This is a genomic window from Sporofaciens musculi (genome assembly GCF_009830285.1).
In the GTDB taxonomy this organism is placed as follows: domain Bacteria; phylum Bacillota; class Clostridia; order Lachnospirales; family Lachnospiraceae; genus Sporofaciens; species Sporofaciens musculi.
Genome location: NZ_WUQX01000001.1, coordinates 1,819,199 through 1,845,144, shown reverse-complemented (window position 1 = coordinate 1,845,144; position 25,946 = coordinate 1,819,199). Strand labels below are relative to the sequence as shown.

General features: G+C 44.2%; 24 protein-coding genes and 1 tRNA gene. 7 read left to right on the top strand and 18 right to left on the bottom strand.

The annotated features are described in order from the left end of the window. Position 1 precedes the first annotated feature (1 nt). The 4 genes from GN277_RS09140 (at position 2) to GN277_RS09125 (ending at position 5,722) form a co-directional block, all read left to right on the top strand. The gene (locus GN277_RS09140) at positions 2–1,144 is read left to right on the top strand and encodes an ABC transporter permease (protein ID WP_159750789.1); all 1,143 of its coding nucleotides are present in this window, start codon (positions 2–4) and stop codon (positions 1,142–1,144) included. Next, entirely contained in the window at positions 1,131–2,282 is a 1,152-nt protein-coding gene (locus tag GN277_RS09135) for an ABC transporter permease (protein WP_159750788.1), read from the top strand. Before GN277_RS09140 ends, GN277_RS09135 begins: the two co-directional genes overlap by 14 nt. A 624-nt stretch (positions 2,283–2,906) precedes the next feature. Next, positions 2,907–4,193 (top strand): tetratricopeptide repeat protein, encoded by a 1,287-nt coding sequence (locus GN277_RS09130; RefSeq protein WP_159750787.1) that lies wholly within the window; start codon positions 2,907–2,909, stop codon positions 4,191–4,193. A gap of 35 nt (positions 4,194–4,228) precedes the next feature. Next, positions 4,229–5,722: a DUF2971 domain-containing protein gene (locus GN277_RS09125; RefSeq protein ID WP_159750786.1), complete on the top strand. Its 1,494-nt coding sequence runs from the start codon at positions 4,229–4,231 to the stop codon at positions 5,720–5,722. Positions 5,723–5,939: 217 nt separating this feature from the next. Here the strand turns inward: GN277_RS09125 and GN277_RS09120 are convergent, their stop codons facing one another. The 6 genes from GN277_RS09120 to pap form a co-directional block, all read right to left on the bottom strand. After that, entirely contained in the window at positions 5,940–7,607 is a 1,668-nt protein-coding gene (locus GN277_RS09120; RefSeq protein ID WP_159756526.1) for a nucleoside kinase, read from the bottom strand. A gap of 174 nt (positions 7,608–7,781) precedes the next feature. Continuing rightward, positions 7,782–8,564, bottom strand: coding sequence for a Nif3-like dinuclear metal center hexameric protein (locus GN277_RS09115; protein ID WP_159750785.1), 783 nt, complete (start codon positions 8,562–8,564; stop codon positions 7,782–7,784). 64 nt (positions 8,565–8,628) lie between these two features. Continuing rightward, positions 8,629–9,339, bottom strand: a complete 711-nt coding sequence (locus tag GN277_RS09110; RefSeq protein ID WP_159750784.1) for a tRNA (adenine(22)-N(1))-methyltransferase — start codon at positions 9,337–9,339, stop codon at positions 8,629–8,631. 13 nt (positions 9,340–9,352) lie between these two features. After that, positions 9,353–10,465, bottom strand: a complete 1,113-nt coding sequence (gene rpoD, locus GN277_RS09105) for an RNA polymerase sigma factor RpoD (protein ID WP_159750783.1) — start codon at positions 10,463–10,465, stop codon at positions 9,353–9,355. 39 nt (positions 10,466–10,504) lie between these two features. Continuing rightward, on the bottom strand, positions 10,505–12,280 hold the full coding sequence (gene dnaG, locus GN277_RS09100) for a DNA primase (protein WP_159756522.1): 1,776 nt from the start codon (positions 12,278–12,280) through the stop codon (positions 10,505–10,507). 52 nt (positions 12,281–12,332) lie between these two features. Further along, complete coding sequence (gene pap / locus GN277_RS09095) at positions 12,333–13,898, bottom strand: polyphosphate:AMP phosphotransferase (protein WP_159756519.1); 1,566 nt, start codon at positions 13,896–13,898, stop codon at positions 12,333–12,335. Positions 13,899–14,125: 227 nt separating this feature from the next. On the opposite strand from pap, the gene GN277_RS09090 reads away from it, so the two are divergent. Further along, positions 14,126–14,209 (top strand) — tRNA-Leu (locus GN277_RS09090). A gap of 416 nt (positions 14,210–14,625) precedes the next feature. Here the strand turns inward: GN277_RS09090 and GN277_RS09085 are convergent. The 3 genes from GN277_RS09085 to GN277_RS09075 form a co-directional block, all read right to left on the bottom strand. Then, positions 14,626–14,790, bottom strand: a complete 165-nt coding sequence (locus GN277_RS09085; protein ID WP_159750782.1) for a hypothetical protein — start codon at positions 14,788–14,790, stop codon at positions 14,626–14,628. A 174-nt stretch (positions 14,791–14,964) separates the two neighbouring features. Further along, entirely contained in the window at positions 14,965–15,180 is a 216-nt protein-coding gene (locus GN277_RS09080) for a hypothetical protein (RefSeq protein ID WP_159750781.1), read from the bottom strand. Next, positions 15,164–15,400, bottom strand: a complete 237-nt coding sequence (locus GN277_RS09075; protein ID WP_159750780.1) for a hypothetical protein — start codon at positions 15,398–15,400, stop codon at positions 15,164–15,166. The genes GN277_RS09080 and GN277_RS09075 overlap by 17 nt, the downstream gene beginning before the upstream one ends. Positions 15,401–15,617: 217 nt before the next feature. Between GN277_RS09075 and GN277_RS29380 the strand changes: the two genes are divergently transcribed. Further along, on the top strand, positions 15,618–15,794 hold the full coding sequence (locus tag GN277_RS29380; protein WP_204162722.1) for a hypothetical protein: 177 nt from the start codon (positions 15,618–15,620) through the stop codon (positions 15,792–15,794). A gap of 69 nt (positions 15,795–15,863) precedes the next feature. Here the strand turns inward: GN277_RS29380 and GN277_RS09070 are convergent, their stop codons facing one another. From GN277_RS09070 to GN277_RS09045, 6 genes are all read right to left on the bottom strand, one after another. After that, positions 15,864–16,091, bottom strand: coding sequence for a hypothetical protein (locus GN277_RS09070; RefSeq protein ID WP_159750779.1), 228 nt, complete (start codon positions 16,089–16,091; stop codon positions 15,864–15,866). A gap of 1 nt (position 16,092) precedes the next feature. Next, positions 16,093–17,226 (bottom strand): TRM11 family methyltransferase, encoded by a 1,134-nt coding sequence (locus tag GN277_RS09065; protein ID WP_159750778.1) that lies wholly within the window; start codon positions 17,224–17,226, stop codon positions 16,093–16,095. A 136-nt stretch (positions 17,227–17,362) separates the two neighbouring features. After that, positions 17,363–17,899 (bottom strand): DUF5662 family protein, encoded by a 537-nt coding sequence (locus GN277_RS09060; protein WP_159756516.1) that lies wholly within the window; start codon positions 17,897–17,899, stop codon positions 17,363–17,365. Between the two features lie 18 nt (positions 17,900–17,917). Further along, positions 17,918–18,595: a TraX family protein gene (locus tag GN277_RS09055; RefSeq protein ID WP_159750777.1), complete on the bottom strand. Its 678-nt coding sequence runs from the start codon at positions 18,593–18,595 to the stop codon at positions 17,918–17,920. Beyond that, the gene (locus GN277_RS09050) at positions 18,507–20,291 is read right to left on the bottom strand and encodes an alpha-amylase family glycosyl hydrolase (protein WP_159750776.1); all 1,785 of its coding nucleotides are present in this window, start codon (positions 20,289–20,291) and stop codon (positions 18,507–18,509) included. Before GN277_RS09050 ends, GN277_RS09055 begins: the two co-directional genes overlap by 89 nt. Positions 20,292–20,351: 60 nt before the next feature. Beyond that, entirely contained in the window at positions 20,352–21,359 is a 1,008-nt protein-coding gene (locus GN277_RS09045; RefSeq protein ID WP_159750775.1) for a sugar ABC transporter substrate-binding protein, read from the bottom strand. 152 nt (positions 21,360–21,511) lie between these two features. Here GN277_RS09045 and GN277_RS09040 point away from each other — a divergent pair, with 152 nt between their 5' ends. Next, positions 21,512–21,799, top strand: a complete 288-nt coding sequence (locus GN277_RS09040; protein ID WP_159756513.1) for a DUF1292 domain-containing protein — start codon at positions 21,512–21,514, stop codon at positions 21,797–21,799. On the opposite strand, the gene GN277_RS09035 is transcribed toward GN277_RS09040, so the two are convergent. Genes GN277_RS09035 through GN277_RS09025 form a run of 3 tightly spaced genes read right to left on the bottom strand, consistent with a single transcriptional unit; the run spans position 21,785 to position 25,893 of the window. Continuing rightward, on the bottom strand, positions 21,785–23,632 hold the full coding sequence (locus GN277_RS09035) for an ATP-dependent helicase (RefSeq protein WP_159750774.1): 1,848 nt from the start codon (positions 23,630–23,632) through the stop codon (positions 21,785–21,787). The genes GN277_RS09040 and GN277_RS09035 overlap by 15 nt on opposite strands. Before the next feature lie 9 nt (positions 23,633–23,641). Continuing rightward, positions 23,642–25,102: a glutamate--tRNA ligase gene (gene gltX, locus GN277_RS09030; protein ID WP_159750773.1), complete on the bottom strand. Its 1,461-nt coding sequence runs from the start codon at positions 25,100–25,102 to the stop codon at positions 23,642–23,644. A 56-nt stretch (positions 25,103–25,158) separates the two neighbouring features. After that, positions 25,159–25,893, bottom strand: a complete 735-nt coding sequence (locus tag GN277_RS09025; RefSeq protein WP_159750772.1) for an SIR2 family NAD-dependent protein deacylase — start codon at positions 25,891–25,893, stop codon at positions 25,159–25,161. Positions 25,894–25,946 lie beyond the last annotated feature (53 nt).

Here is a 25,946-nt window from a genome sequence, read left to right as displayed (position 1 = left end):
AATGTTACATTTATTCAGATACCGGTTCCTGCAGACAATACGGAACTTTCCAATTATGTTCTGGGCGCTTGTGTTTCCCATCATACTTGGTACCTTTTTCTACATATCCTTCGGAAACGCAGGGCTTGAAAGCACAGGCGAGTCCAGTTGGGATGAGATTAAGGTTTCCGTTGTCAAAGAAGACGTCTCCTCGGAAAATGCCCGCGCCTTTGAAGAATTCCTGGCACAGATGGACGGCGAGACGCTGGATATCCAGGACATTTCCACAGAAGAAAAAGCTCTTAAGGCTCTGGACGAAGAAAAGATTTCCGGAATCTTCTATGTCAAAGAAACTCCTTCTCTCACCGTGGCTAAGAACGGGTTAAACGAGAGTATCCTGACCTCGGTTCTGGAAAGCTTTAACCAGAATTCCGCCATGTTCCAAAAGATTGCCACGACCCATCCGGAAAAGCTTCCTGACGCTATGGAAGCCATGGGCGATTACCGAAGCTCTACCCTGGAGGTATCTTTAGGCGGCAAGGATTTAAACCCCTCTGTCCAGTATTTCTTTGCGCTGGTTGCCTATGCCTGCCTTTCAGGCGCCTTCTTAGGAGTTCAGTCAAGCACAGACGGCCAGGCTAATATATCTGCCCTTGGCGCGAGACGCAGCATTACTCCCACCCATAAACTGACTCTGGTTATGATAGATATGGCTGTGCTTTTTATCATCCATTTCTTTAATATCCTGATTCTGTGTCTGTATATCACACAGGTGCTGAAAATCAGCCTGGGAAACGATATCGGCTCTCTGCTTCTGGTGGATTTCATGGGCAGCATGATCGGCGTCTGCTTAGGGGTTGCAATCGGATGCCTTGCCCGCATGTCCTTTGGGCTTAAGATGGGCGTCTGCGTATTGTTCACACTGTTTCCGGGCTTCCTTGCGGGCCTGATGTTCGGTAACATGAAGAATATCATTGAGCTTCACTGTCCCATTATCAACCGTATCAATCCGGCCGCCGTCTTAAGCGACGCATTCTACTGTATGGGCATCTACAACGATATGGAACGGTTTACCAGATGCCTTTTGATTCTGGCCGTGATGAGCGTGCTGCTTCTGACAGTGGCATTCTTAGGCATAAGGAGGGAACGTTATGACAGTATATAGAGGATTTCTTACCATAACCAAACGGAATATCCATACGATGCTTTTGTATCTTGTAATCTTTCTGTCCATGGCCATTGCCGCACAGAAAATTACAGGAGGGAATACTTCGGGGTTTGAGCAGATAAGCCTGAATATCGCTGTGTTTGACCGAGACAAAGGCGAGCTTGCCAAGGGACTTTCTGACTACTTAAGCCAGTATCATACCCTGGTGGACCTTCCCGACGATCCTTCCATCATCCAGGACCGCATGTTCTACCGAGAGGTCTACTATGTCGTAACGATTCCTGAGGATTTTGAGGAACGATGCCTTGAGGGTGAGGAAATGCTGCCGGTCACCAAGGTTCCCGGAAGCATCAGCGGCTTCTATGTGGACCAGCAGATTAATACCTTTATGAATGACGTCCGGATTATGACAAAAAGCGGGTTCTCTTTGACTGAATCAGTTTCCAGCGTCATGGAAAACTGTAAAGATGAAGCAGAAGTGACTCTCATTGACAAGAACGGCTTTGGCGGGGAACAGCCTCCTCACGCCTTTATGTACCAGTATATGCCTTATATCCTGATTTCCATCCTCTGCTATTCCATGAGCTATATCATGATTGCTTTCCGCAATCCGGATGTGAAGCGCCGGATGACGTGCTCAGCCGTTCCTGCAAGGAGCCAGAACCTCCAGATTGTGCTTGGCTACGCTACGGTGGGGCTTGGCGTCTATGGCGTGTGTACCCTTATGCCGATTTTAATGTATGGGAAATCCTTTATCAATGCCCCAAATATGCCCTACTACCTGCTCAACAGCTTTCTGATGACAATAGTGTCTCTGTCGCTGTCCTTCCTGATTGGTACGCTGGTCAGCAAGGAGGAGGTCGTAAGCGCTGTAGTCAATGTGGTTTCCATTGGAATGTCCTTCCTGTGCGGCGTGTTCGTTGAGTTGGAGATTCTGGGGAAGGGCGTTCGCACGTTCGCACAATTCCTTCCAGCCTATTGGTATGAGGTGGCTAATGGGCTGTTGTCCAATAATAACACCTTCAGCCATGGGCAGCAGATGTCCCTCTATACTTGTTTTGGGCTGCAGGTGCTGTTTGCCGCTGCGATTCTTGGAGTGGCTATGGTAGTGTCCAGGGTGAGGCAGACTGCCTAGAGTTACAAAACGAGACAAAGATAAATATATTTACTAAAAATGTCGAAATTTTTCAGAAAATATGTTAAACTGTAGTCGTTTTTCAATGGTAAGAAAATAAGGAGAAGAAATTCTCCTTGTTTGCTTGCCATTTTTGTTTATATTTGTAAGGTTAGAAATATGAGGGAATGGAGAAATGAACATATGGTAAGTTATTTTAAGGATTGGATGAATGAGAACGGTAGAATACACCAGAAAATTTTGGCGGATTTGCATGAAGAATACCAAAGAGCTGATGGATATTACAGCCTTCGTTTTGACAGCTTTGAAGACGCAACAGTTATTAACAGGCAGCAAGATTTTGAAACCATTCTTAAAAAAATCGGAGAGATAGAACTGGCTCTGAGTGAATTCAAGAAAAAAAACAAAGAAAAAAATAATCCTTACCTTACTTACAAAAAAATGCTGCATCTTACAAAAGGAAATGTTCTTCTCAGATATGGCCAATACATGGGGGAACATTTTTATGACCCTTCAGAATACTATCATCAGGCATGTATTATATTAAAACAGATATACGACCCCGATTCTGATGATTTTCTTGATCTGATGCTCCAATTAAATCTGGGGAAATATTTCCGCAATTTGGGAAAGCATAACCAGAGAAACGATTACTGGCGGGCATTAGATGAATTTGAAGAAGTTGAAAAGAAAATAAAGGCAAAAACAGAGGGAAGATCCATCGGTGAAAATGAGCTTTGGAAGATCCACATTTGGTTAGAAACAAGAATGAATATCGGCAGAGCGCACCGTTATCTATACCATATCCAGAAAGCAAAATCATGTTTCCTGGAAATTACAAAAGGAATCCTAACTGAATGGAATAAAAAGATACCCATAAACAGTGCACTTGATTCCTTTTTAGACAAAGAAAATATTCGCACAGATATTAATTTAGATGCACATACAGACAGAGAACAGATCTATAGGGAATATCTTATTCAAGCCCTGGTTCAGTTAGCTATTGTATATCAGAAAAGTCGCGATTATGACATGTCATTAGATATCTGTAAGGCAATATTAAATTATGACCCTAACAATGTGGATGCAAAAAATAGTAAAGGGGTGTGCCTGTGGAAACAACACCGAGATTTTAAAAATGGAGCTTTTGAAAATGTGGTAGAAACACAGGCAACAGAAGCTCATTTTGACGATAATCTAACCGAATATGAGCAAATATTTAACAGTCTGGCCAGTAATGGAAACCGCTTTGCCGGTCTTTATAAAATAAAATGTGCGATTCAAAAAAATTCTCCAACGGAGAAGATCCAGAAAAGTATTAATGAACTACTGAACCGCAATCCTTCTGACCGAGAGGTGCGTCTGTTATTGGGGCTTTTTCTGCAAAAGCAGGGAAAGTATAAAAAATCAACTTCTGTACTAGAAAAACTGTACGAGGAAAGTCCTCATATCTCAAAAGGTACCATCGGATTAAAAGCATACTACAACATAGCACAAAATCTGTTTTTACAGGAAGATTATCATAATGCAAAGAAATATTATGAAAAAATCCAGGAAGAATGTGGCTCTGACAGCTATCCACAACAAAAGGAAAGGCTTCAAAGCAAACTATTCGCTGATACGAATATGCATTTAGACTCTTTTATGATTGAAAATTTACGTCTGGATGCTCCGCCGATCGGAGATCTGCTTGCAGATATTGGCCAGGGCATATGTTTGATGAAGCTGGGCTATTATAAAAAATCAAAAGACCGCTATGAAATGATATTAGAAAAGTATGGAGGTATGCAAAAACGATTAGGGGAAAAAATAAGGCAAAAATTAAAAAATATCTGGCAATATGTTATCTCCATCTGGCACGTGATCCAAAACAAGGACGAACCTATCTTCAAAAAGCAGAACATATATTAAATTCCATACAAAATACGGAGCCAAGCAACTATACAATGAATCTGCATCAGGGATATTATTTTTATGAGCTTATGCAGCAGACAGTGCTTGGATGGAAACCTAAATTAGAAAAAGCTCTGGAATATTTTGAAAAAGCTGAAACATTTCCCGATAATTACCACAAAAAAGATGTCTACATAAATACAGGATGGGTATCGGCAAGTGTATTTCCCTTGTTGAACGCAAAACAATTAAGGCTAGAAAATAGTGAACGGAAAAAGTATCTTCAAAATATAGAGAATCGACTCCGGTATTCCTCTGGTACTTATTCCATAAAGGCATGTGCGAACCTTGCCTATGCCATAAAAATGATGGAAACCGAGTATAACATAGAACAAATAAGACTGGAAACTATGTATCGGTCACTGGCGAGACTCCAACTGTATGAGAATGAGGAAGGCTATAAATTATTCCAACGTTTACAAAAAAATAATACCTTCAGGAAATTAACGGCGGCTAAACGCGGGGAACTTCTGATGTGCCTTTTCCGCCTTTATAAGCAGATTATCGATATAAAAGATATATGCAAATTTGTTCCAGGTGCTCAGACATCAGGCGCGGGGAATCTCATTCCTGTACATTACACGAAAATCAGTACATTAAAGCGGCTATTGCCCGAAGATTCGGATACACCTGGTAAACTGCGGTTATGGAATACCATTTACATGAACGACTCTTTTGAAGGAGAATGTTTTATTGAAATGATGGAAAAAGCGGCACTACGATTAGAATTTAATTCGCAACAACTAGAAAATACACCAGAACAGCAAAGAAACATATTGGAAAAGATTGAAAGGTATTTTCCACACCCAAACAAAAAATGTATTGATGAAGATACCTTGACTCCAATCAATGAAAATATTTACGTCACCAGTTTTACAAAGCTGGACAATGCCATTCCAATGTGGGTTTCCTATGCGGATGATGCGAAAGGCTGCAGTATTACATTTACGGAAGACTTTCTGGATATTCAGAAAGCCGAGGATACACTGACGGATGTATCCATCTATTCCGACCAAGACTATCCTCTCTATGTGATTCAGTATATTGACCAAGATTCTGACGAAAACATCCAAATCATTCTGAAAATCATGGAGGAAATATGGTGTATTCTCGACGATCTGGAAAAACGTATGGAAGAAACTCCAAACAATACTAAATGGGATACCCATATAGCTGGTCTGGATGAAAAAGGAATCATCCGTAATTTTGTGACTAGCTGCCTGAATGAAGTACGCTTCCTTTTCAAGAGCTCAGAGTACAGCCATGAGAAAGAAGTACGTATGATTCACCATTGTTTTGAACCAAAAATAGATTTGGATAATTTTGATGTCCCCAGACTATATGTGGAGGTAGATAAAGATATTCAGATAGAAAAGGTACAGTTAGGACCGAAAATCGAGGCTTCACAGGCAAACGAAATCGTTACCTGGCTTACGAATACCCAGAAGGTTGCACATATTACAAAATCCGGACGCCACTATAAATAATAAAAACATTTTGCTAATGGAAAAAAATGGTTATCTTTTAGACCAACTGTCAGCAGTTGAACGGATAGAAAGACAGGTAAAAAAAGGCGATCTAAAAGCGATTGTGTAAACCTCCAAACTGATAGAAAAAATTACTCAGTTTGGAGGTTTACTTATGACAGGACATGGAAGAAAAAAGAATATCCATAACACCTTTAATGAAAATGCGAGACTATGCTCACACCTTAAAACACCCGCCCCCAATAAACTCTCTCAGAAGCGAATTGGTAGGGACATTCTCACTCCCAATCCCTACAAAGTAATCTAAGAACTTAAGCAGCCGCTTCGCCTCCAAATATTCTGGACAACTTCTGTCAATCCCAAACAGCAGCGGCTCAACATAAATCTTTAACACAGCCAGCTCATAAATCAGCGCTGAATTAAACATGACATCCGCTTCCTCCTGAAACGGGAAGATGAACTTCTCCTCCCCCCGCCTGACCGACTGCCACATCCGTATGGTACGCTGTGCAGACGACCCTCTGGTACGGGCATCCCTCACAATCCGGCGAAGGAGCCTTCCGTCTGTAGTCGGAATCCGGTCATGCTCGTCAACATTTAACTGGGTCAGGGCGCTGATATAGATTTTGAATTTATTTTCATCCGGCAGATTCATCGTCATTTTGGGATTCAGGCAATGGATTCCTTCAATTACAAGCACATCGTTCTCTCCAAGCTTCATAGCTCGTGTCCCGTATTCCTTATGCCCTGTCACAAAATTAAACGTAGGAAGAACCACCTCCCTGCCCTCAAGCAGCTCATTCAACTGGCTATTGAACAGAGCCACATCCACAGCCTCCAGACACTCAAAATCAAAAGCGCCTGTCTCATCCTTGGGATTCTCCTCCCTCTCCACAAAATAATTGTCCACAGCAATGGGCCTTGGCGTCAGTCCATTTGCCCGAAGCTGGACAGACAGCCTGTGGGAAAATGTGGTCTTTCCAGAAGAGGACGGCCCGGCAATCAAGATAAACTTCAATTCCGGACGTGCGGCAATCTGCGTTGCAATCTCCGCAATCTTCTTCTCCTGCAGCGCCTCCTGTACCAGAACCACATCATGAACCCCATCTGTGGTAATCCTGTCATTTAAGGCGCCTACCGTCTCGATTCCCTGTATATCCCCCCAGTGAACCGACTCCTTCAGCACATGGAACAGCTTGTTCTGAGGCTCAAAAGGAGGCACCTCTTTGGGCGCAGACTTCACCGGCATCTGGACAACGAATCCCTCGTCATACAGATACAATTTAAAATACTTCAAATATCCCGCGCTTGGGACCATATACCCATAATGATAATCCTCAAATTCATTCATGCTGTATATATTTACCTTGGAAACCCTGCGGTAACGGAACAGTCTTTCCTTGTCATACATACCATGGCGCCCGAACAAGGCGATTGCATCATCCGTACGCACAGAGCGCTTATTGATAGGCAAATCCATCTCCACCATCTCGCGCATCCTGGCATCCACCCTGTTAAGAAGCTTCTGGTCCACGGAAATATTTCCCTTGACAGTACAATAATATCCCTTGCTAACGGAAAAATGTATCCTCACCTTCTCTATTGCATCATGCCCCGCCACATCATAGACCGCTTTCACCATCATCAAACTGATGCTGCGCTGGTAAGCCCTGTGTCCAATCTCTCCTGCCGTTGTCTCGAATTCCAACGTACAGTCTGATTTGAGCTTTTTAAATAATTCCTGGAGCTTTCCGTTTACAAATACCAGCACGATATCATTCTCATAATCCTTCTGGTACTCCTTCACAATCTCACGGTATGTAGTCCCTGCCTTATAAAGCCGAGTTTCCTCCCCAATTTTGACCTGATACATCTCCTTTCCCATCATATCATCTGCCATTAAGACACTCCCCTTCCCATCAAACATATCCTTACACGCCTCATTACCCATATGACCACCTCTTTCCCCAAACACAAATCACATTGACCCTCATAACCTCCTGGACAATATCTGTCGGCAGGGTATACAAACCACCTTTGGAATACTCATTTTCCTCTGCTAAATATTCATATAAGGATGTCTCACAGGCGCTGCAATAACCTCCACGCCCGCAAGCTTCTTTGTAAGATACTGCCTCATATCCTCCACGAAAATATGCTCTAACCCGTAATGTCCTGCATCGATCACAGCCATGCCCTGAGCCGCGGCGTCAATCCCTTCATGATGCCCAATATCTCCGATAATCAGAACGTCCGCACCTTTTCTCAGGGCGTCTCGGATTACACTCTTCCCCGAACCTGGACATATTGCCGCCTTTCGGACTGTCCTATGCAAATCCCCGAACACTCGAACTGCCTCAATAGAAAATGCTTTCTTCACGCCCTCACAGCAAGCCTTTAGTGAAACCGGTTCTTCCAAATACCCAATCTGACCGAGCCCTTTTTCTTGTCCCGCTTCCTCACAGGTAACCTCCAGAACCTCCTGTTCTTTCAGTTTTAAATAATCTGCCGAAAGCTGTGCCATCCGAACCACATCATAATTCGTATGCATGGCATAATAAGCCATATCCCGACGGGCCATCAAAAGCACGCGCCTCCCGATAAAGTCCTGGTTGGTAATCTGCTTCATCCCTCCAAAAATCAACGGATGATGGGTCACCAGCATATCCGCCTCCAGATTTACCGCCTCAATAATCACCTCGTCCACAGCGTCCAGCGCCACATAGATACGCCCGATCTCCTTATCGGTCCTTCCCACCAGAAGACCTACATTATCCCATTCCATGGCATATTCCCTGGCATAACTGTCCTCAATCACAGCCATGATATCCTTACATAGCATACAAATCCACCTTTTTTCGTTTTCTTATTCACCAAATCATGCCCTTTAAAACCCGACGGCCTCTTTACAAATTGGGGTGGATACAATAGTATCCAAGAGCTCTGCTGATTATCATCATATCCCTGCGTATCTGCGTCATTCGCATTTTCGCACCTTCACTATCCACATGATGACTCAACTCTTTAAAGACGCCCTCCCGAATCTCCAATTCCCTGTGAAGAAACTTCTCAAGCACCGGATTTCTCTTTTCCAGCAGCCTCTTACCGAAAATATATTCACACTCTGTATACCTTGGCGATTCCCCGTGAATCACCCGCATCATAGGGTAATATTTTCCGTCCTCCTCCACCATATCCTCATCTATTATATCCATATGGTGGTCCAAAAGATACCTGCGTACCCGCCAAACCTCGGACTGAGGCTGAAGGATACACGCCTTAAGACTCTTTACCACTTCTCTGCCATCTTCCAGGATCTTTATTACCAATCCGCCCCCCATACCAGCGGCAATCATGGTATCCACTTCCCCAGGTTTAACCGCCGAAAGCCCGTCGGACAGCCGCGTCTCAATCTGCCCTTTTAAGTTATACCCGATAATGTGCATCCTGGCACGCTCAAGAGGCCCTCCATTGATGTCTAATGCAATTACCTTTGATGCAATGTTCTGCTGCATCAGGTAAATAGGTATGTATCCGTGATCTGTTCCAACATCTGCAACAGAGGCGCCCTCTGTCACAAGACTTGCAACTGCATAAAGTCTTCTTGATAGTTCCATAGGCGCCTCTTTCTTAATCCAGATAATCTCTTAATTTTCTGCTGCGGCTTGGATGGCGGAGCTTTCTCAAGGCTTTGGCCTCAATCTGGCGGATACGCTCTCTTGTTACGTCGAATTCCTTTCCGACCTCCTCAAGCGTACGCGCACGCCCGTCATTCATACCGAACCGTAATCTCAAAACCTTCTGTTCTCTCTCTGTCAGTGTATCCAGAACCTCGTCAAGCTGCTCTTTTAAAAGGGTCTGTGCCGCTGCCTCTGCCGGAACAGGCACGTTGTCGTCCTGGATAAAGTCCCCAAGATGGCTGTCCTCCTCCTCGCCAATAGGCGTCTCTAAGGACACCGGTTCCTGGGAAATCTTAAGGATCTCACGGACTCTCTCTACAGGCATGTCCAGTTCCTCCGCAATCTCCTCCGGCGTGGGTTCACGCCCAAGCTCCTGCAATAACTGTCTGGACACACGGATTAATTTGTTAATCGTCTCAACCATATGAACCGGAATACGGATAGTTCTCGCCTGATCTGCAATCGCGCGGGTAATGGCCTGGCGAATCCACCAAGTCGCATAGGTACTGAACTTAAAGCCCTTGCGGTAGTCGAACTTCTCCACAGCCTTAATCAGTCCCAGATTGCCCTCCTGGATCAGATCCAAAAACAACATACCGCGCCCCACATAACGCTTGGCAATGCTGACAACCAGACGCAGGTTCGCCTCTGCAAGACGTTTCTTGGCATCCTCATCCCCCTCTGCCATCCTGCTTGCCAGATCCACTTCCTCGTCTGCCGTCAAAAGCGGAACCTTTCCGATCTCCTTTAAGTACATGCGTACAGGATCCTCGATGCTGATTCCGTCCGGTACAGACAAATCCAGCTTCTCCATGTCTACCTCATCTTCCTCGGAGATCATAAGATCCACATCGTCGATATCATCGTCATCCCCGCTGATGCGCAGTACGTCGATATTATGGGACTCCAGATACTCAAACACCTTCTCCATGTGATCTGGCTCCAGCTCCATATCTGAAAAGAAATCATTAATTTCCTGTACTTCCAGAATACTCTTCTTCTTTTTTCCCAGAGAGACCAGATCTTTTAATTTCTCTTCAAATTTCACTATGTTTTCTTCCATATAGTGCCCATCCTCTCATTGCTTGCTTATATTTTATCCTTAATTAACAGAAATATGCAGTTTTTGAATATCCTGCATCTTGCTTTTTACTTCCATCAGCCTTTGCAGGCCCTTCATATCCGTTGGCTCCAGGTTTCTCGTCGCCACCTCTATGCTGTGGTTCTTCACACGCAGAACCGTTTCCTTAAGGGCTTTCTCCTGCTCCTTTACAGTCGTAAGCTCACGAATCTTCGTATGGAACAGGCTGGCCACCTCCCTGTGCTCCTCCTCGTCTGTAAAATGATTCATAATCTTCGCCGGATTCACATCTCCCGCCTCATACTGCTCATAGAGAAGCTCTGCAACCGTTCGATACAAATCTCCTGAAAAATCTGACGGTGTAATATACGGCTCAATCTGGCGAAAGATAGAGACATCCTCAATCAGCCAGGTCAACAGGATCTTCTGTGACTTCACAATCCCGTCCTCCTTCCCCTTAGGCTGATGCTTCACAGGCTTAGGCCGCCTGGCTGGACTGGCTTGTCCCGCCTGGATTGCCATTCTTGCCACCAGCTTTTGCAAATCTTCATTGCCTACATGATAGGCCGCCGCTACTGCTTCTATGTAGTTTTTGCGCTCAATTTCTTCATCAAATTCCGTAAGACGCCTGGCCGCCTCCCTCATGAAATCCGTCTTTCCCTCTGGGGTATGCAGATCATAATCCTTCTCCAAGACCTCCAGACTAAACATGAAGCCATTCCTGGCTTTCCCGATTCTCTCCTCAAACGCTTCCGCCCCCAGGTTCTTAATAAACTCGTCTGGGTCTTTGTAAGGCTCCATACGAATGATCCTTGCTGTGATTCCCACATCCTTGAGTATCGGCACAGCGCGAAGCGCCGCCTTCGTCCCTGCTTCGTCACTGTCATAAGTCAGATATACTTCCTGCACATACCGCTTAATCAGCGAGGCATGCCCCGCTGTCAGGGCTGTTCCTAATGAGGCCACCGCATTGGTAAAGCCTGCCTGGTGAAGCGAAATCACATCCATGTATCCTTCACAGAGCAAAAAATAAGGCTTCTTGGTGCTTCTTGCCCTATTAAGACCGTATAGATTACGGCTTTTGTCAAAAATAATCGTCTCCGGAGAATTCAGATACTTTGGTTTTCCGTCCCCCATGACTCTGCCGCCGAATCCTATTACTCGGCTGTTTGCGTCCATAATGGGAAACATCACCCTGTTCCAGAACTTATCATACACTCCCTGCCGCTCGTCCATGCTGACCAGCCCTGCCTTTAAAAGCATCTCTGACTGATAGCCCTTTGACCTCAAATACTGATACAGGTCATTACTGTACTTGTTAGAATATCCAAGCCCGAAAGCCCGTATCGTATCGTCGCTTAACTCCCTGTTCTTTAAATAGGCCAAGGCATGGGCTCCCTGCTCATTCTTCAGTTGTACATAATAATACTGGGCTGCCAGCTTATTAATCTCAAGAAGAATAGCTTTGGTATCTGCCCTCTCCTTTGCCTCCTTGGAGTACTCCTGCTCCGGAAGGTCTACACCTGCCCTGTCTGCCAAATATTTAAGGGCCTCCACGAAGGAATAATTCTCATATTCCATCAGAAAGGTAAATACATTGCCGCCCGCCCCGCAGCCAAAGCAGTAATACATCTGCTTTGGTCTGCTGACGGAAAATGATGGCGACTTCTCGTTATGGAACGGACATAGCCCGAAATAAGAGCTTCCTTTTTTCTGCAGTCTGACATAAGTGGATATGACATCAACTATGTCATTTTTTGATCTTACTTCTTCAATTACTTCATCGGAATAATACATCATTTACACCCTCATATATAATATTCGACAAAAGTACTGGATTTCCTTTATTTTACTTCTTATTTTTTTCCATATCTTTGTCAAGGCGCTTTTCAATGGCGTCTATAACCGTCTCCAACACCTTGATTCTGGCAAAATATTTACAATTTCCCTCTACTACAATCCATGGGGCATAAGGGGTGGAGGTCCGAATCAGCATCTCGTCTACCGCCTCCTCGTACTGCTCCCATTTCTCCCGATTGCGCCAGTCCTCATCCGTAATCTTCCACTGTTTTTCTGGATTCTCCTGTCTTGCTTTAAACCTTCTGGCCTGCTCGTCCTTGTCAATCTGCATCCAGAATTTCAGTACGATTGCCCCTGCATCCGCCAAATCCTTCTCCATGTCGTTAATCTCTTTATATGCCCGCTGCCACTCCTGTCTGGTACAGAAGCCTTCAATCCTCTCGACCATGACTCTGCCGTACCATGTCCTGTCAAATATGGTGACGTGGCCGGCTTTTGGCATATCCACCCAGAATCTCCAAAGATAATGGTGCGCCTTCTCAATATCATTGGGCGAAGCCGTTGGATGAACTACAAACCCTCTGGGGTCCATTTTCTCCGTCAGTCGTTTAATGGCGCCGCCCTTACCGCCGGCGTCCCATCCTTCAAAGCCCAAAACTACTGGTATCCTCCTGCGATAAAGCTCTCCGTGCAGCTTCTCCATCTTCTTCTCAAGCTTTAAAAGACGCGCCTTATACTCCTCCTTCGTATATGTAAGGCTCAAGTCCGCTTTTCCAAGGATGGATTCCTTCATCTTCTTGTCCTGCCCTACATGATTCTCCTGCATAACTTTTCTATCCTTCTGTGAGCCGTCATCGTGCGCCGGCTCTAAAGTATTCTCTTCGATGTCTCTGACTTTCTTTTTCGCCTCCTCCACCTTCTCTGCCAAAGTCTGTACAACGACAGCATAGATCTTCGCCGTCGCAAACCGGCGGTCTACTGCCTCCACAATATTCCACGGCGCATATTCCGTGTCTGTACGTGTCAGCATCTCCTCGTTGACCACCTGATATTTATCAAATGCTTTGTTGCGCTTTAAATCTCCTTCGCTTACCCTCCAAGCCGTTTCCTTAGAAGCCGTTAATTTATCAAAACGCTTCTTTTGCTCTTTTTTGTCAATGGCCAGAAAAATCTTGATAATTACCATCCCATCTGCTGTCATCTGCTCCTCAAAGGCACAGATGGAATGATAAGCGTCCGCAAGCTCACGTTTCTTTGTCTTCTTGTCAAAACGGTCTATCAATACCTTCCGATACCAACTGCTGTCATAGATGGCAAAACGACCTTTTGCCGGCATCTTTGTCCAGAATCTCCACATAAATGGATGCATCTGTTCTTCTTCTGTCTCGTTCTTAACTGCATACACCTCAAAGCCTCGCGGATCAAGGGCCTTTATCAGCTCGCCAATCTGAACTCCCTTGCCGGACGCACCGTATCCCTCAAACGCAATCATAACCGGTATCCCGTATTCTCTGCATTCTCTCTGAAGTTTCCCTAGCCTCGGCATCAATTCCGCCATCTTCTCCTTATACTCCGCCTTACCAAGTGATTTTGTCAAATCCAGCTTCTCTAACATCGTCATTCTCCTCGCTTTTCCTGCAAAATATACCATTATTCATCCGTTTACTGGTTCTGTTTCTATTATACACCAAAATTTCGGTATATATTGAATAATTTCTGAAATTTTCTTCAAGTCTGTTCCGTTTCTTATACAGATAAAAAAAATTGGAAAAAATAGAATTTCTTGTTGACATCTGATAGACTTTGTAGTATTATAATTTTCGGACGGTAGATACGTCGCTTGCGGAAGTGTCGGAACTGGCAGACGAGCAAGACTAAGGATCTTGTAGCTTTCGAGCTGTGTGGGTTCAAGTCCCATCTTCCGCAGGAAAAAAGAAGCCTTGATTTTCAAGGCTTCTTTTGTTTTTCTAGGAAGCTTCTTACGCTGTAAGCAGACAGGTTCTTTTGTATATTAACATCAACTAAATCACAAATACCTAAAATAATCAAAAGAATAGTTTTTAAAATGCTCATACTCCTTTTAAGGGGAGATTATGGGCATTTTTCTTTTAACATGATCTGCTAAAATAGACTTTTATTGTAATAATTTAAATGTGCAGCAGAGATTCTTAAGTTTATGATGTTGCGCAGAGCAGGTGGATTTTTGTTTCGCACGTCTCCGTTTTTCGGAACACGAAAAACTCCACCGTACTCAACCGGCTAAAGCCGATATTAAAAAAGGTGCAAAGCCTTTAATAATTCAATAAAGACTTTACACCTTGGTTGGTAATTACTTGTAAAATTTAAAGTTCAAGTTCTGAATAATCAATACCAAAATTTTGTAATACAATCTTTGCAACTTTGATCTGATATTCAAGCTCTTTATTTTCGCCCGTTTCATGTGCCTTAATTCTCATAAGATTTACATATGTCATTATAGCAGCCTGTCTTTGTTCTTCAAGCGTCATATCTTCACCTACTTTCTATAAGTGCCGTTTACTTTAATACTTTTATTATATCAATCGGTGTTTTAGGTGTAAAGCCTTTATTCGATTATCAAAGAACTTTTGGATGATATTGCTATCCCGATCCCCTGTTATGGGAGTTTCGTCTTAATTCTCAAAGACTCGTCAGAGGATTTATTATGTTACTGATTTTTGAAAACGCATTATATCTTTTACTAGGCTTGATTTACTTGCTTGTGCTACTAATGTAAATGCTACCTGCTCAGGTGTACGATTACCAAATGAGATATTGCAGGAATCACTATTGTAATATATAATTGCTAAATTTAACGTTATAGGCTGTAAGTGTTTAATAGTCATGCTATTTAATTGCTTTTTAGTAAATTTTTTCATATTGTTTGCCGCCTTTTGTTTGGATTGTTGTCCTGTCTGCCTGGTATATCATATTTGATAGTTGAATGTGTTGTGCAACTGATAAATAGTCGATCATAATGTTGTTATTCCCATCAGAAACTTCATAGCAATCGTTATAAGGCTCTGACATATTAGATACATAGTAACTTTTTTTGTGTAGCTTCTCTTGTGCTTCTTTGATCTCCTTTTCAAATAACATTTTATTTACCGTCCTTTCGTTGTTTGGCTTTTTGTGTGGTGTTTTGTTTGAGCTTGTAAGTGTATTATTGTTTATCTTGTACAAGATATTATAATTATCTCAACACAAAACAACAAAGTACCTCGACAATTCAATAAGGCTTTACACCTCTCACTTAATCCGCTATAATAAGTATAACACTTAACGTTTGTTTCAATATGGTAAAGGCGGTGAAAGGATGGTACAAGATAAGTCGCTTGATGAACTAAAACAAATTACGATTGACTATTATGTAAATTTACAGCGTATTAAAAAAGCTGATAAAGGTAATAATCCAGAATTAGAGTATCAGTTAAAAGTATACAAAAACAAACTTGCTTCTTTAGGTATACCATCTGAAGAATATGAAATGTAACAACTAAATCACAACCACTTAATCAAAGGGTGTAAAGTCTATTGAATTATCAAGGGCTTTACACTCTTTTTATTTTATGGAGGTTGAGTTATGAATACCTATTTTAAGAATGTACAGAATTTGGACGAACTCAGGAAACAATACAAAGTCATCAAATCCCGAAAGGAAGACTGGGCGGTATAATTCCAAACTTACTTTTCCTTCTGGCTTAATCTTTCCGTCATTGATAAATACCACTTTTCCATCGCTGTCATGGTAATACAGATTACCGAACTGCCCCGAAGATACTTTCTTCATCCTATTTCTTCTGCAAAAATAAATATTGATGTTCAAATGTAGCGCCCTTATCAGCAATTCCATGCTTTTCTATAGCCGCAACATTTTCTCCCCCTCCATACACTACATCAAAATATTTTACCGATCGTTTAGTCAATTCCTCAGCCATATTGCATACTTTCGAGTTCCCTAAATGTAAAATCATTTTTCCATCAGATTTCAATACATTTGAGCACATTTCAAAAAAATCAAAGTAGATATCCATATTCTTTTTTTGCTTTGCCTCCAAAAAATCCATATCTGCTTGTTTAAAATCTTCATTTTCCCAGCCAACGAACCACAATCTCATCCAGTTTTGTATATAAAATCTAAGAGAACCAGTAAATGGCGGCGACGTAATAATCCAATCAACCGCACCGACATCATTTATTGTTACTCTTGAAAAATCATTGTGAATACTTTTCCCTGTATATGCCTTTGACAAATCAGCTTTTTTATAAGCAATATTTAGCTTGTCATGAATATGTTCGATTACATTTTTGTATACAAATTCACCTGTGGGCGCGTAAGGCGTCAGTGGATGGGAATTTCTCGACAATGCATATGGCCTGTTTCCATGAAGTATATGAAGCATAGCCGCCAAAACCATACACTCCGGCCCAGTAATCTCCTTTCTTTTCATGAAGAATTCTCTTGCCGCTAATATCTCACAATAAGTATTTTTTTCAAAATACGCAGGAATTTTTCCGTTAAATCCAAAATCACTGTAGGGCGGCGGTTCTATATCAAATTTACTTTTATTACCTTCAATATAATCTTCTAATCTCTTTAAAATGATATAGGCATCCTCTTTAACCGGATGCTGAACTTTTGCTTTTGTTACTGCGTATGCCATTCTGCTCAAATCATTTCCAATTCCAACTCGACCTTGGATGCAGGCCTCAAAGGGAATTGTTCCTACGCCGCATAATGGGTCAAAAATCACGTCTTTCGGTTCTGTAAAATCTCTAACCAACATATGTGCAATCGCTGGTTTCAATTTACCATGGTATGAGCATAAGGAATGCCATGGATGGCCCCAATTACGTCCTGCGTACTCCCCCTGTCTATAAGGCAACTCCTCTATAAATTTTCGTGCTTGTTCTTCAAATTCCATTCTATGCACCTTACTTTCTCAGTTCAACCCTCAATACTCTCTGCGGCCATTCCATCCTGTCATAGCCGACCTTAAAAACGCCATCAGATTTACTCCGATAGCGCTGCAAATAAATATTCTGCCATAGTCCTTACGGTTATTTCTTCAAAACCTTCCCTCGTATATAACGAAACGTCTCCTCCTCCCCATCTCTGGCCAACATTTTAAGTAAGGAATGTAAAAGCTGGGCCGTCTCTGGATGAACCATCCGCCCAAGCCTTGCTACGCCCTTCTCATAATATTCCAACGGATAGGAATCCGTATATTTACTCCCACGATAAGTCTTAGCCGCCGCAATCCGGTCAATGAACATCTCAATTACATACCGAACCGGCATCTTCATACCGATGATTCCCTCCTTGGGGTCTGTACTGTAGTCAATCCAATACTCATAGTGATGCCGGTTCCTTCCCTTATGGTGAAGCCATGCCCTGGAATACCCGATCTCCTCCCGCTCCGCATTATTGGGGCTCCTGGTTCCCTGATAATACCTGCATCCCACCAAGAACTCCGAAGGGGAATACTTAGACAGGTCATGGAGAAGGCCCTGCCGGTATAAGCCCACCTTAAAGCACCCCTTCATAACCAAAAACCGGTGATGATTGATTGTCCTGAAATGCTGCCATGCTTTCATACCCATTCATTTTCTCCTTTAAAAACTAAAATACCTATGGACCAGATACAAAACCAACAGATGGGCCGGATAGAAGAAATAAAAGAAATACTTCATTCTCCTTCCCCGCTCTCCGTTATATAAAGCAATCGGAATCATGGCCAGCGCACCGTATCCCTGTATGCTGCCATTCCACAAAAAATTCCAAACACCGCCGCAAACCGTCTTAAGCCACAGATGCTCCCGCAGAAGATAGAACACGGCAATCAGAATAATCCCCTTAAATCCATAGTCCGTCCGCAGAAAATCCGCAGCAACCATAACCACCAGAATCTCCACCACCTTAAGGGGCAGCTCTTTGCTTCTCTTGAGCATATACATCAAAACCACGCCCAAAAAAAGTGTAAAAAATACATTCTGTCGCTCCCAATTCATAACCCCGCCATGGAGCGTAAGGTCATAGGGAACCTCAGACAGCAGCGCAAACCCGCCAAGCCTTACCATATACATCCGGACATCGCGGGTATGTTCAAACCCTTCCGTCAAAAGAAAACAGAATATGGGAAATGAGCATCTGCCCACATACCGGAAAGCCAATATCTGTGGGAATAACACTGCACCGGTATGGTCAATCAACATTGTTATAATTGCAATCCACTTTAGCTGGTAGGACGTCAGCCCTGTTTTTTTCACCACTTCTGTCCCCTTTTTCTCCATCTTCTTCCCTGCCTGCAAACACCATAATCGTCCTCTCCTTTAAAACCACTGTCCTCTGATTCCTGAGACACTGGACTTTATCAAGAACACCCTCTTTTGTGGAGGCAATCATATACCACTTTTTATTCCTTGGAAGCGCCGGAAGAGCAAAGGAATGTTCAATCCAATGCATATTGTAAGCGACAAAACAATCCTCCCCCCCTGCTGCCATCCCGCTGTAATAGACCCCAAGCTGCCGGCTGAACACCTCCGACGGAACCCGCCACGCACTCTCCCCATGGTAGGACACATCTGGAACGCCGCACCTTGCCTCATCCAAGCCGCACATCTCTTTTTTAGGCCAGAATACCGGATGGTTCTTCCTAACTGCAATCAACTGCTTCACAAAATCATGGAGGTCCTTCTTCTGCTCTAAGTGAGTCCAATCCGTCCATCCTACTGGATTATCCTGGCAGTACACGTTGTTGTTCCCCTTCTGTGCATTTCCAAATTCATCCCCTGCAAGGATACAAGGCGTTCCCTGGGCCAGCAAAAGCAGTAAGAATGCATTCCTTATCTGCCCGTCCCGAAGCTTGGCAATGGCCTTCTTCCTGGTGGGTCCTTCCGCCCCACAATTCCAGCTATAATTATATTCTGGACCGTCCTGGTTATTCTCCCCATTTGGCTCATTATGCTTCCTGTCATAAGATACCAGGTCGTTCAAGGTAAATCCATTTTGGTTCGTAATACAGTTAAAGGTTCCGTCTTTCTCGGAAATACGCCGAAGCCAGTACATGACTCCCTCCACCATTCCCTCATCTCCCTTAAGGAAACGGCGCATGACCGTCTGAAAATCAATCCTGTGAGCCATGATCTTCGTCTTCTTCAAAATCGGGTCCGCATAAATTGCCTCCATCGGCGCAATCTGCGGATTCAGGATAAACCCGTCTATATGGTACTCAATCATATAATATCTCAGACATTCCTCCATCGTCTGTTTTGAAACTTCCTCCGTAAATGGCATCTCAAGAACAACCTCTATCCCCTCCCTGTGACATGCCTTTACCATATCCTTTAATTCCTTCACACCGTCTTTCGACTTGGCATAAGAGCTCTTTGGCGCGAACCAGTATGCAGTACCGTATCCCCAGTAATTCCGATACTGCATACACTCCTCAAAATCATAAACAGGCATACACTGAATCTGATTAATTCCCAACTCCTTAAGATAAGGCAGCTTCTCCACCACACCCTGGAACGTTCCTCTGCTTACTACCTTGGAGGAAGCATGCTTCGTATACCCCCTCACATGGAGACTGTAGGCAATCACACTGTTATATGGAAGACACAACGGCATGTCTCCCTCCCAGTCATATTCTTTATCATACAGAATCCCTCTTACCTCATGCTTCTGCACGTCTCGCTTGCGTCCCCAGACCTCCCGTCCGGCGATCGCCTTCACATACGGGTCGATTACAACTTCTCCCCCAATCCTGTAATTGTATTCAAACTTCGATGGTTCTATCCCTTCCAGAGCGAGATAACGTACCTCCCCAAGCTCCCGCTTCATATCATAAACAGCATGGGGTTTCTTCGCCCCAGCACGGTAAATCAATAACTGACACTCCTTCTCCTGAGGCACAGCCACAGAAAAATTCACAATATTTCCTATCATTGTAGTTCCTAACGGTAAAGGTCTCCCCTGTGTTTCCTTCATGCCTTAAATCCTCCTGCTATCTTCCGGAACCATACAGCTATTGCTACAAAATCAGCCTCTCTACTGCCATCCGTCTACTCCATACATCTCAACATTATCCTTATTTATCATAAATACTTCTTCAAAAATCTCCGTCTCATAATCTTCCCCATTCATCATGTCAATCGCCGTCTTAGCCGCCGTCTTCCCAATATTGATGGGCGACTGCGCCGCCGTCCCCGCAATCTGTCCGTCTGCTTTCTTCAATTCCTTCTTTATGTCCGGCGAGCCGTCCACACCATAGATCACCACCGTCTTTAGGCCCGCAAGGTTTACCGCCGTCTTGGCCGCAACCGCAAGCTGGTCGTTGCCGCACATAATGCCCGATACGTCTGGATGCTTTTCCAAAATCTCTTTTGCAGCCCCTAACGCCTTCTCGAACTCTCCGTTGGTGTCCACACGCTCCACAACCTCAAAGCCCTTCTGGGCTTTGGCAATCGCCTCCTCAAATCCCGTAATACGGTCATTGATAGAATTCTGGGTGGGACACTCCAGAATCGCAACCTTTCCTCCCTCCGGACATCTCTCAATCAGATCCTCGCCGCAGATATACCCCGCCTCCACATTGTTGGAGCCAATGTATGCATCCACATACTCCATCTCCTTTACCTGGGTATCCACATTGACAATCTTCACATCCGCCTCCTTCAGAGCGTCAAGGGCCGGTGTAATCGCCTCCCAGTCCACGGGACATAAGAAAATCCCATCGATTCCCTCCTCAATCATCTCCTTAATCTGCGCCTCCTGATCTTCAGGGCTTGAAGCCGGATCCTTTGTAATAAGCTCAAAACCCTCCTTCTCAATCACCTCCCTAATCGCTGATTCCAGTGTTATAAAATAAGGATTCTCCATATCAATCCCTGAAAAACCAAACACATATGTATCGTCCTCCTTCTTTGGAGTTTCCTCCTCCTTTGACTCATCAGACACCGCGTTATCCTCCGGCGTTCCCACATTCTTCTTACAAGCGGACAATACGAAAATGCATACGAGCATCATCAATGCCCTTAACATTTTCCTTTTTCTCATAACAGTATTCCTCCTTACGCCTTTTTCGCATATCCTCCTATTATTCTACAACATTTTTATGTGGCTGTGAATAGTAACTTTCAAAACCTTCTTGCATTTTCCCCTTTCCTTTGGTACAGTTAAAGTATCTAAAAATAAAGGAGACGGATACTATGGATGAATACATGACAGTTGAATTGACACTTGACAATGATGAAGTCGTAAAATGCGCAATTCTCACTCTGTTCGAGGCCGCCGACAAGGAATACATAGCTTTACTCCCCATGGACGAAGATGGGAACACCGAAGAAGGAGACGTTTACCTCTACCGTTATGTGGAGACGCCCGAAGGAGAACCCGAACTTGAGAATATCGTAGATGACGAAGAATACGAGATTGCTGCAGATGCATTTGACGAGTGGATGGACACACAGGAATTTGAGGAACTAGACGAGGAGTAATTCTTCAATAAAGCGGGAAGGACTGAGAGCTTTTCCGTTTTTTTCTTTTACATAACTAAGGATGAGCCTGCTTTTTGCCCTGGTCATCCCAACATAGAACATCCGCCTCTCCTCCTCAATCTCCTCCTTTTGCTTCGCTTTCCGGTAAGGTGTACTTCCCTCATTGGCGGCGATTACGAACACCAGCTCATACTCAAGCCCCTTGGCCCCATGCATGGTCAAAAGTGAAACTCCGCCTCCTTCCTTCGTCTGATTCCATCCCTTAGCCTTCTGCTCGTTTAATACAGTTTTATAATTTTCTGCATGTTCAAACCACTCCTTTGCTGTTCGATATCCCTTTGCGCTCTGCCAGATTTCATCCGCGGTCTCCATAAGATCATCCAGGGAAACCTGATGGCCGACAGCATACTCCTTAAGGAAATCATCATATCCCATTCCTTTTCGGATATACTGAATCGCGGCATAGGGAGACTGACCTTTAAGCATCTTAAGCTCCCACTCCAACTGGTCAATCCGGTCAATCATCCATGCCTTGTCACAATAGAAATTCCGCATAGACTCGAAGCTAACCCTTCCCTCCATACTGTCTCTGCTAAGATAACGTTTGGGCCTGTTGGCAATCCGAAGGAGATGTTTGCGCTCACACCCCTCCCTGGCCAAATGGAGATAGCTCATCAAATCTACAGCTATAAAATGGTCATACAAACAGGTTATTCTTTCCTTCATGATAAAGGGAATCTGTCCCTTTGCCAAGGCTTCTGTCAGGGCTCTGGCATCCAGGCTCGTCCGGTACAGTACAGCCATCTCCTCATAAGGGATTCCCTTCTCTTTATATTCCCGAATCATCTCAAGAACATACTCACCCTCTGCCAAAGGGTCATAGACCTCCTGGACGTGGATGGCTTCACCCTTCCCCTTCTGCGCTCTTAAATTCTTTTCATAACGCTCATCATTGTGATTAATCACCCGAAGAGCTCCGTTTACAATATGAGCGGTGGAGCGGTAATTGAGCTCCAAAAGAATCTGTTCTGCCTTGGGATAATCCTTCATAAACTCCAGCATAATCCCAGGCTTCGCACCCCGAAACCCATAGATAGACTGGTCGTCATCCCCCACTACAAACAGGTTGTCCTTGGGGGCTGCAAGCATTTTCACCACATCATACTGAGCCTGGTTCACATCCTGAAATTCATCTACCAGGATATATTGAAACTTTTCCTGCCATTTCTTTAGGATGTCCGGTCTTTTTAGAAATAATTCCCGACACATGATTAACATGTCTTCAAAATCAATCTTGCGAAGCTTCCTCTTCTCCCTCTCATAGAGCCGGTACAATTCCCGAAACATGGACGTTTTGTAACGCCTGGACTCATATTCCTCAATATCAAGACAATTATTTTTTATATTTCCCACCTCAGCGGCCAACTCCTTAAGAGCATCCCTTTCGTCGCCCAACTCCCCTAAGACATCCCATTCAAGCTGACCCGCAAGCTGACGAAGCAGGGCGTCCTTCTCCTCATCCGTCAGTAGATTCTGCTGGTTCAGCCTGTACGCCCATTTTAAGATACCGTAATAGATTCCATGGAAGGTCCCAAAGGTCACAGGCATCCTTACATTCCCCATGACCTGCCAAAAACGCTCCTTCATCTCATTTGCCGCATATTTTGTAAAGGTAATGACCAGAATTTCTTCTGGTCTTACCTTATACTTTGTAATCAGATATTCAATTCTCTTGGCAATGGTAAGAGTCTTCCCGGAACCGGGACCGGCGAGAACCATACATGGCCCGTCCTTGTGGGCAGCCGCCGTACTCTGAGCACGATTTAAACTCATAGATTCCCCTTATCTGCTTAATAATTCAATCCCTGCTCGGATTCTCCTAAGCGATTCTTCTTTTCCGATAATCTCCATGATCTCCGTTGCGCCGCCTGGGGTGCTCTGTTTGCCGGATACTGCCGTACGTACAGGCCACATAACGAAGCCTGTCTTATACCCCTTCTCGTCCACATATCCCTTAAGGACATTAAACAGCCCGTCATTGCTATAATCCTCCTGGGCTTCCAAAAGGGGCAGCACCTCGTTAAGCACCTCAAGAGCCTTCTCTTCATTGGTCTTCATCTTCTTATGGCAGTACATAGACGGGTCATACTCCGGCAGCTCCTGGAAGAAATCAATCTGTTCGCGAATATCCGGAAATACTTCAATCCTGGTGCGGACAAGAGCCGCTATCTTTTGAAGGTCATAATCTTTAGATACCACCTCCTGAATGTAAGGCTTAGCCATCTCATAGAACCGCTTTTCATCCATGGCCTTAAAATACTCGCCGTTCATCCACTTAAGCTTCACAATATCAAATACGGCCGGAGACTTGCTCATATGCCGGTAATCGAACTCCTTCACCAGCTCATCCAAGGAAAATATCTCCTGATTGCCTGCCGGACACCAGCCAAGCAGCGCCACATAGTTGACCACAGCCTCGGTGATAAATCCCTGATCAATCAAATCTTCATACGAAGAATGTCCGCACCGCTTACTAAGCTTCTTATGATTCTCATCCGTAATCAATGGACAGTGCACATAGGTGGGAACCTCCCACCCAAAGGCCTCGTAAATCTTGTTATACTTCGGCGCGGAAGACAGATATTCATTTCCACGTACCACATGGGTAATCCCCATAAGATGATCGTCAACCACATTGGCAAAATTATAAGTAGGATACCCGTCAGATTTGATTAGAATCAGATCCTCCAGTTCTTCGTTTGGAACTGTAATCTCTCCGTAAATGTCGTCCACAAAGGTGGTTGTCCCTTCTGTGGGCATATTAAAACGAATCACATAAGGCTTGCCCGCCTTAAGGTTCTCCTCAACCTCCTCCTTACTAAGTCCCAGGCAATGCTTGTCATAAACCACAATCTGAGTCCCACCGTCCTCAGACACGCTGCTCTTTAAAGTCTCAAGCCTCTCCTTGTCACAGAAGCAGTAATAAGCATCTCCCTGCTCAATCAACTGCTTCGCATATTTCAAATAGAGCCCTGAAGCATTACGCTCGCTCTGGACATAGGGACCAACCCCTCCGTCCTTATCCGGTCCTTCGTCGTGGACAAGTCCTGTCTCTGCAAGAGTATGGTAAATAATATCCAATGCCCCTTCCACAAAACGCTCCTGGTCCGTATCCTCAATCCGAAGCATAAAGTCCCCCTCCTCATGCTTCGCGATCAGATACGCATAAAGCGCAGTTCTTAAGTTTCCCACATGCATCCTGCCGGTGGGACTCGGCGCAAATCTGGTTCTTACTCTGTTCATGTCTATATCTCCTTAATCTGTCTTAATAACCTTTTTGGGGCAGGGATTCCCCTCGCCTACCCCAGTTTTCTTATAAGCCTTTCCAGCAGATCGTCCACCCTCTCATGGATAACAATATTTGCCAAACGCTCCGCATGATGGGGCGTCTCATTTACCAGAATCAATTTATCCCCTTCATAATAATTGATTAACTGATTACACAGATAAGAGTTCAGGTGGGAGCCAAGCACCAGCAGAACGTCTGCCTTCTGAATCTCCTCTGCCGCTCTGGTAATCACGCCGTTATCCACCATCTCCCCAAACAGGCAGACTCTCGGCCTAACTGGAGTCTTACAGTCTTCACACAAAGGCACTCTGACGGAATCCCTCACGTACTCCATGGGATAAGTCCTTCCACAGTGGGGACAAAAATTATTGTACACATTCCCATGAAGGTCTATCACGTTCCTACATCCTGCTCTCTGAGACAACCCATAAATCCGCCTGGTAATAATGACCTGGAACATCCCCCTTCGCTCAAGCTCAGCCATCTCAGCAAAACCCTTCCCCGGCGGTGTCTTAAGCTGACTGAGCATTTCATTGCGGTAGAATTCATAGAACTGCTCCTTCCGTGTAGAGAAAAATGCACTGGAAAACATTTCTTCCATAGAATATCCGTATTTCTGCTCTATATCGTAGGACACATCGCCGTCTCGGATGGATGGATAGCCGCTCTCAAGAAGCATGCCAAATCCGCTCAGAACCGTAGTATACCGGCTCTCCTTTAAAATCTTTAACAAATTACCTGACATATGCTCACCTTCCTTACATAACTGTAACGGTTCTTGTAGCTGCTAATTGCATC

What these genes read in the sequence shown, in the direction of transcription:
- gltX (WP_159750773.1), bottom strand. Translation starts at nt 25,102, where the DNA reads ATGAACAGAGTAAGAACCAGATTTGCGCCGAGTCCCACCGGCAGGATG.
- GN277_RS29380 (WP_204162722.1), top strand. Translation starts at nt 15,618, where the DNA reads ATGGTACAAGATAAGTCGCTTGATGAACTAAAACAAATTACGATTGAC.
- GN277_RS09050 (WP_159750776.1), bottom strand. Translation starts at nt 20,291, where the DNA reads ATGAAGGAAACACAGGGGAGACCTTTACCGTTAGGAACTACAATGATA.
- GN277_RS09065 (WP_159750778.1), bottom strand. Translation starts at nt 17,226, where the DNA reads ATGGAATTTGAAGAACAAGCACGAAAATTTATAGAGGAGTTGCCTTAT.
- GN277_RS09135 (WP_159750788.1), top strand. Translation starts at nt 1,131, where the DNA reads ATGACAGTATATAGAGGATTTCTTACCATAACCAAACGGAATATCCAT.
- GN277_RS09045 (WP_159750775.1), bottom strand. Translation starts at nt 21,359, where the DNA reads ATGAGAAAAAGGAAAATGTTAAGGGCATTGATGATGCTCGTATGCATT.
- GN277_RS09080 (WP_159750781.1), bottom strand. Translation starts at nt 15,180, where the DNA reads ATGAAAAAATTTACTAAAAAGCAATTAAATAGCATGACTATTAAACAC.
- GN277_RS09055 (WP_159750777.1), bottom strand. Translation starts at nt 18,595, where the DNA reads ATGGAGAAAAAGGGGACAGAAGTGGTGAAAAAAACAGGGCTGACGTCC.
- dnaG (WP_159756522.1), bottom strand. Translation starts at nt 12,280, where the DNA reads ATGTATTATTCCGATGAAGTAATTGAAGAAGTAAGATCAAAAAATGAC.
- GN277_RS09060 (WP_159756516.1), bottom strand. Translation starts at nt 17,899, where the DNA reads ATGAAAGCATGGCAGCATTTCAGGACAATCAATCATCACCGGTTTTTG.
- GN277_RS09140 (WP_159750789.1), top strand. Translation starts at nt 2, where the DNA reads ATGTTACATTTATTCAGATACCGGTTCCTGCAGACAATACGGAACTTT.
- GN277_RS09120 (WP_159756526.1), bottom strand. Translation starts at nt 7,607, where the DNA reads ATGGGAAAGGAGATGTATCAGGTCAAAATTGGGGAGGAAACTCGGCTT.
- GN277_RS09070 (WP_159750779.1), bottom strand. Translation starts at nt 16,091, where the DNA reads ATGAAGAAAGTATCTTCGGGGCAGTTCGGTAATCTGTATTACCATGAC.
- GN277_RS09025 (WP_159750772.1), bottom strand. Translation starts at nt 25,893, where the DNA reads ATGTCAGGTAATTTGTTAAAGATTTTAAAGGAGAGCCGGTATACTACG.
- GN277_RS09085 (WP_159750782.1), bottom strand. Translation starts at nt 14,790, where the DNA reads ATGACGCTTGAAGAACAAAGACAGGCTGCTATAATGACATATGTAAAT.
- rpoD (WP_159750783.1), bottom strand. Translation starts at nt 10,465, where the DNA reads ATGGAAGAAAACATAGTGAAATTTGAAGAGAAATTAAAAGATCTGGTC.
- GN277_RS09075 (WP_159750780.1), bottom strand. Translation starts at nt 15,400, where the DNA reads ATGTTATTTGAAAAGGAGATCAAAGAAGCACAAGAGAAGCTACACAAA.
- GN277_RS09125 (WP_159750786.1), top strand. Translation starts at nt 4,229, where the DNA reads ATGAATCTGCATCAGGGATATTATTTTTATGAGCTTATGCAGCAGACA.
- GN277_RS09115 (WP_159750785.1), bottom strand. Translation starts at nt 8,564, where the DNA reads ATGCTATGTAAGGATATCATGGCTGTGATTGAGGACAGTTATGCCAGG.
- pap (WP_159756519.1), bottom strand. Translation starts at nt 13,898, where the DNA reads ATGTTAGAGAAGCTGGATTTGACAAAATCACTTGGTAAGGCGGAGTAT.
- GN277_RS09040 (WP_159756513.1), top strand. Translation starts at nt 21,512, where the DNA reads ATGGATGAATACATGACAGTTGAATTGACACTTGACAATGATGAAGTC.
- GN277_RS09110 (WP_159750784.1), bottom strand. Translation starts at nt 9,339, where the DNA reads ATGGAACTATCAAGAAGACTTTATGCAGTTGCAAGTCTTGTGACAGAG.
- GN277_RS09035 (WP_159750774.1), bottom strand. Translation starts at nt 23,632, where the DNA reads ATGAGTTTAAATCGTGCTCAGAGTACGGCGGCTGCCCACAAGGACGGG.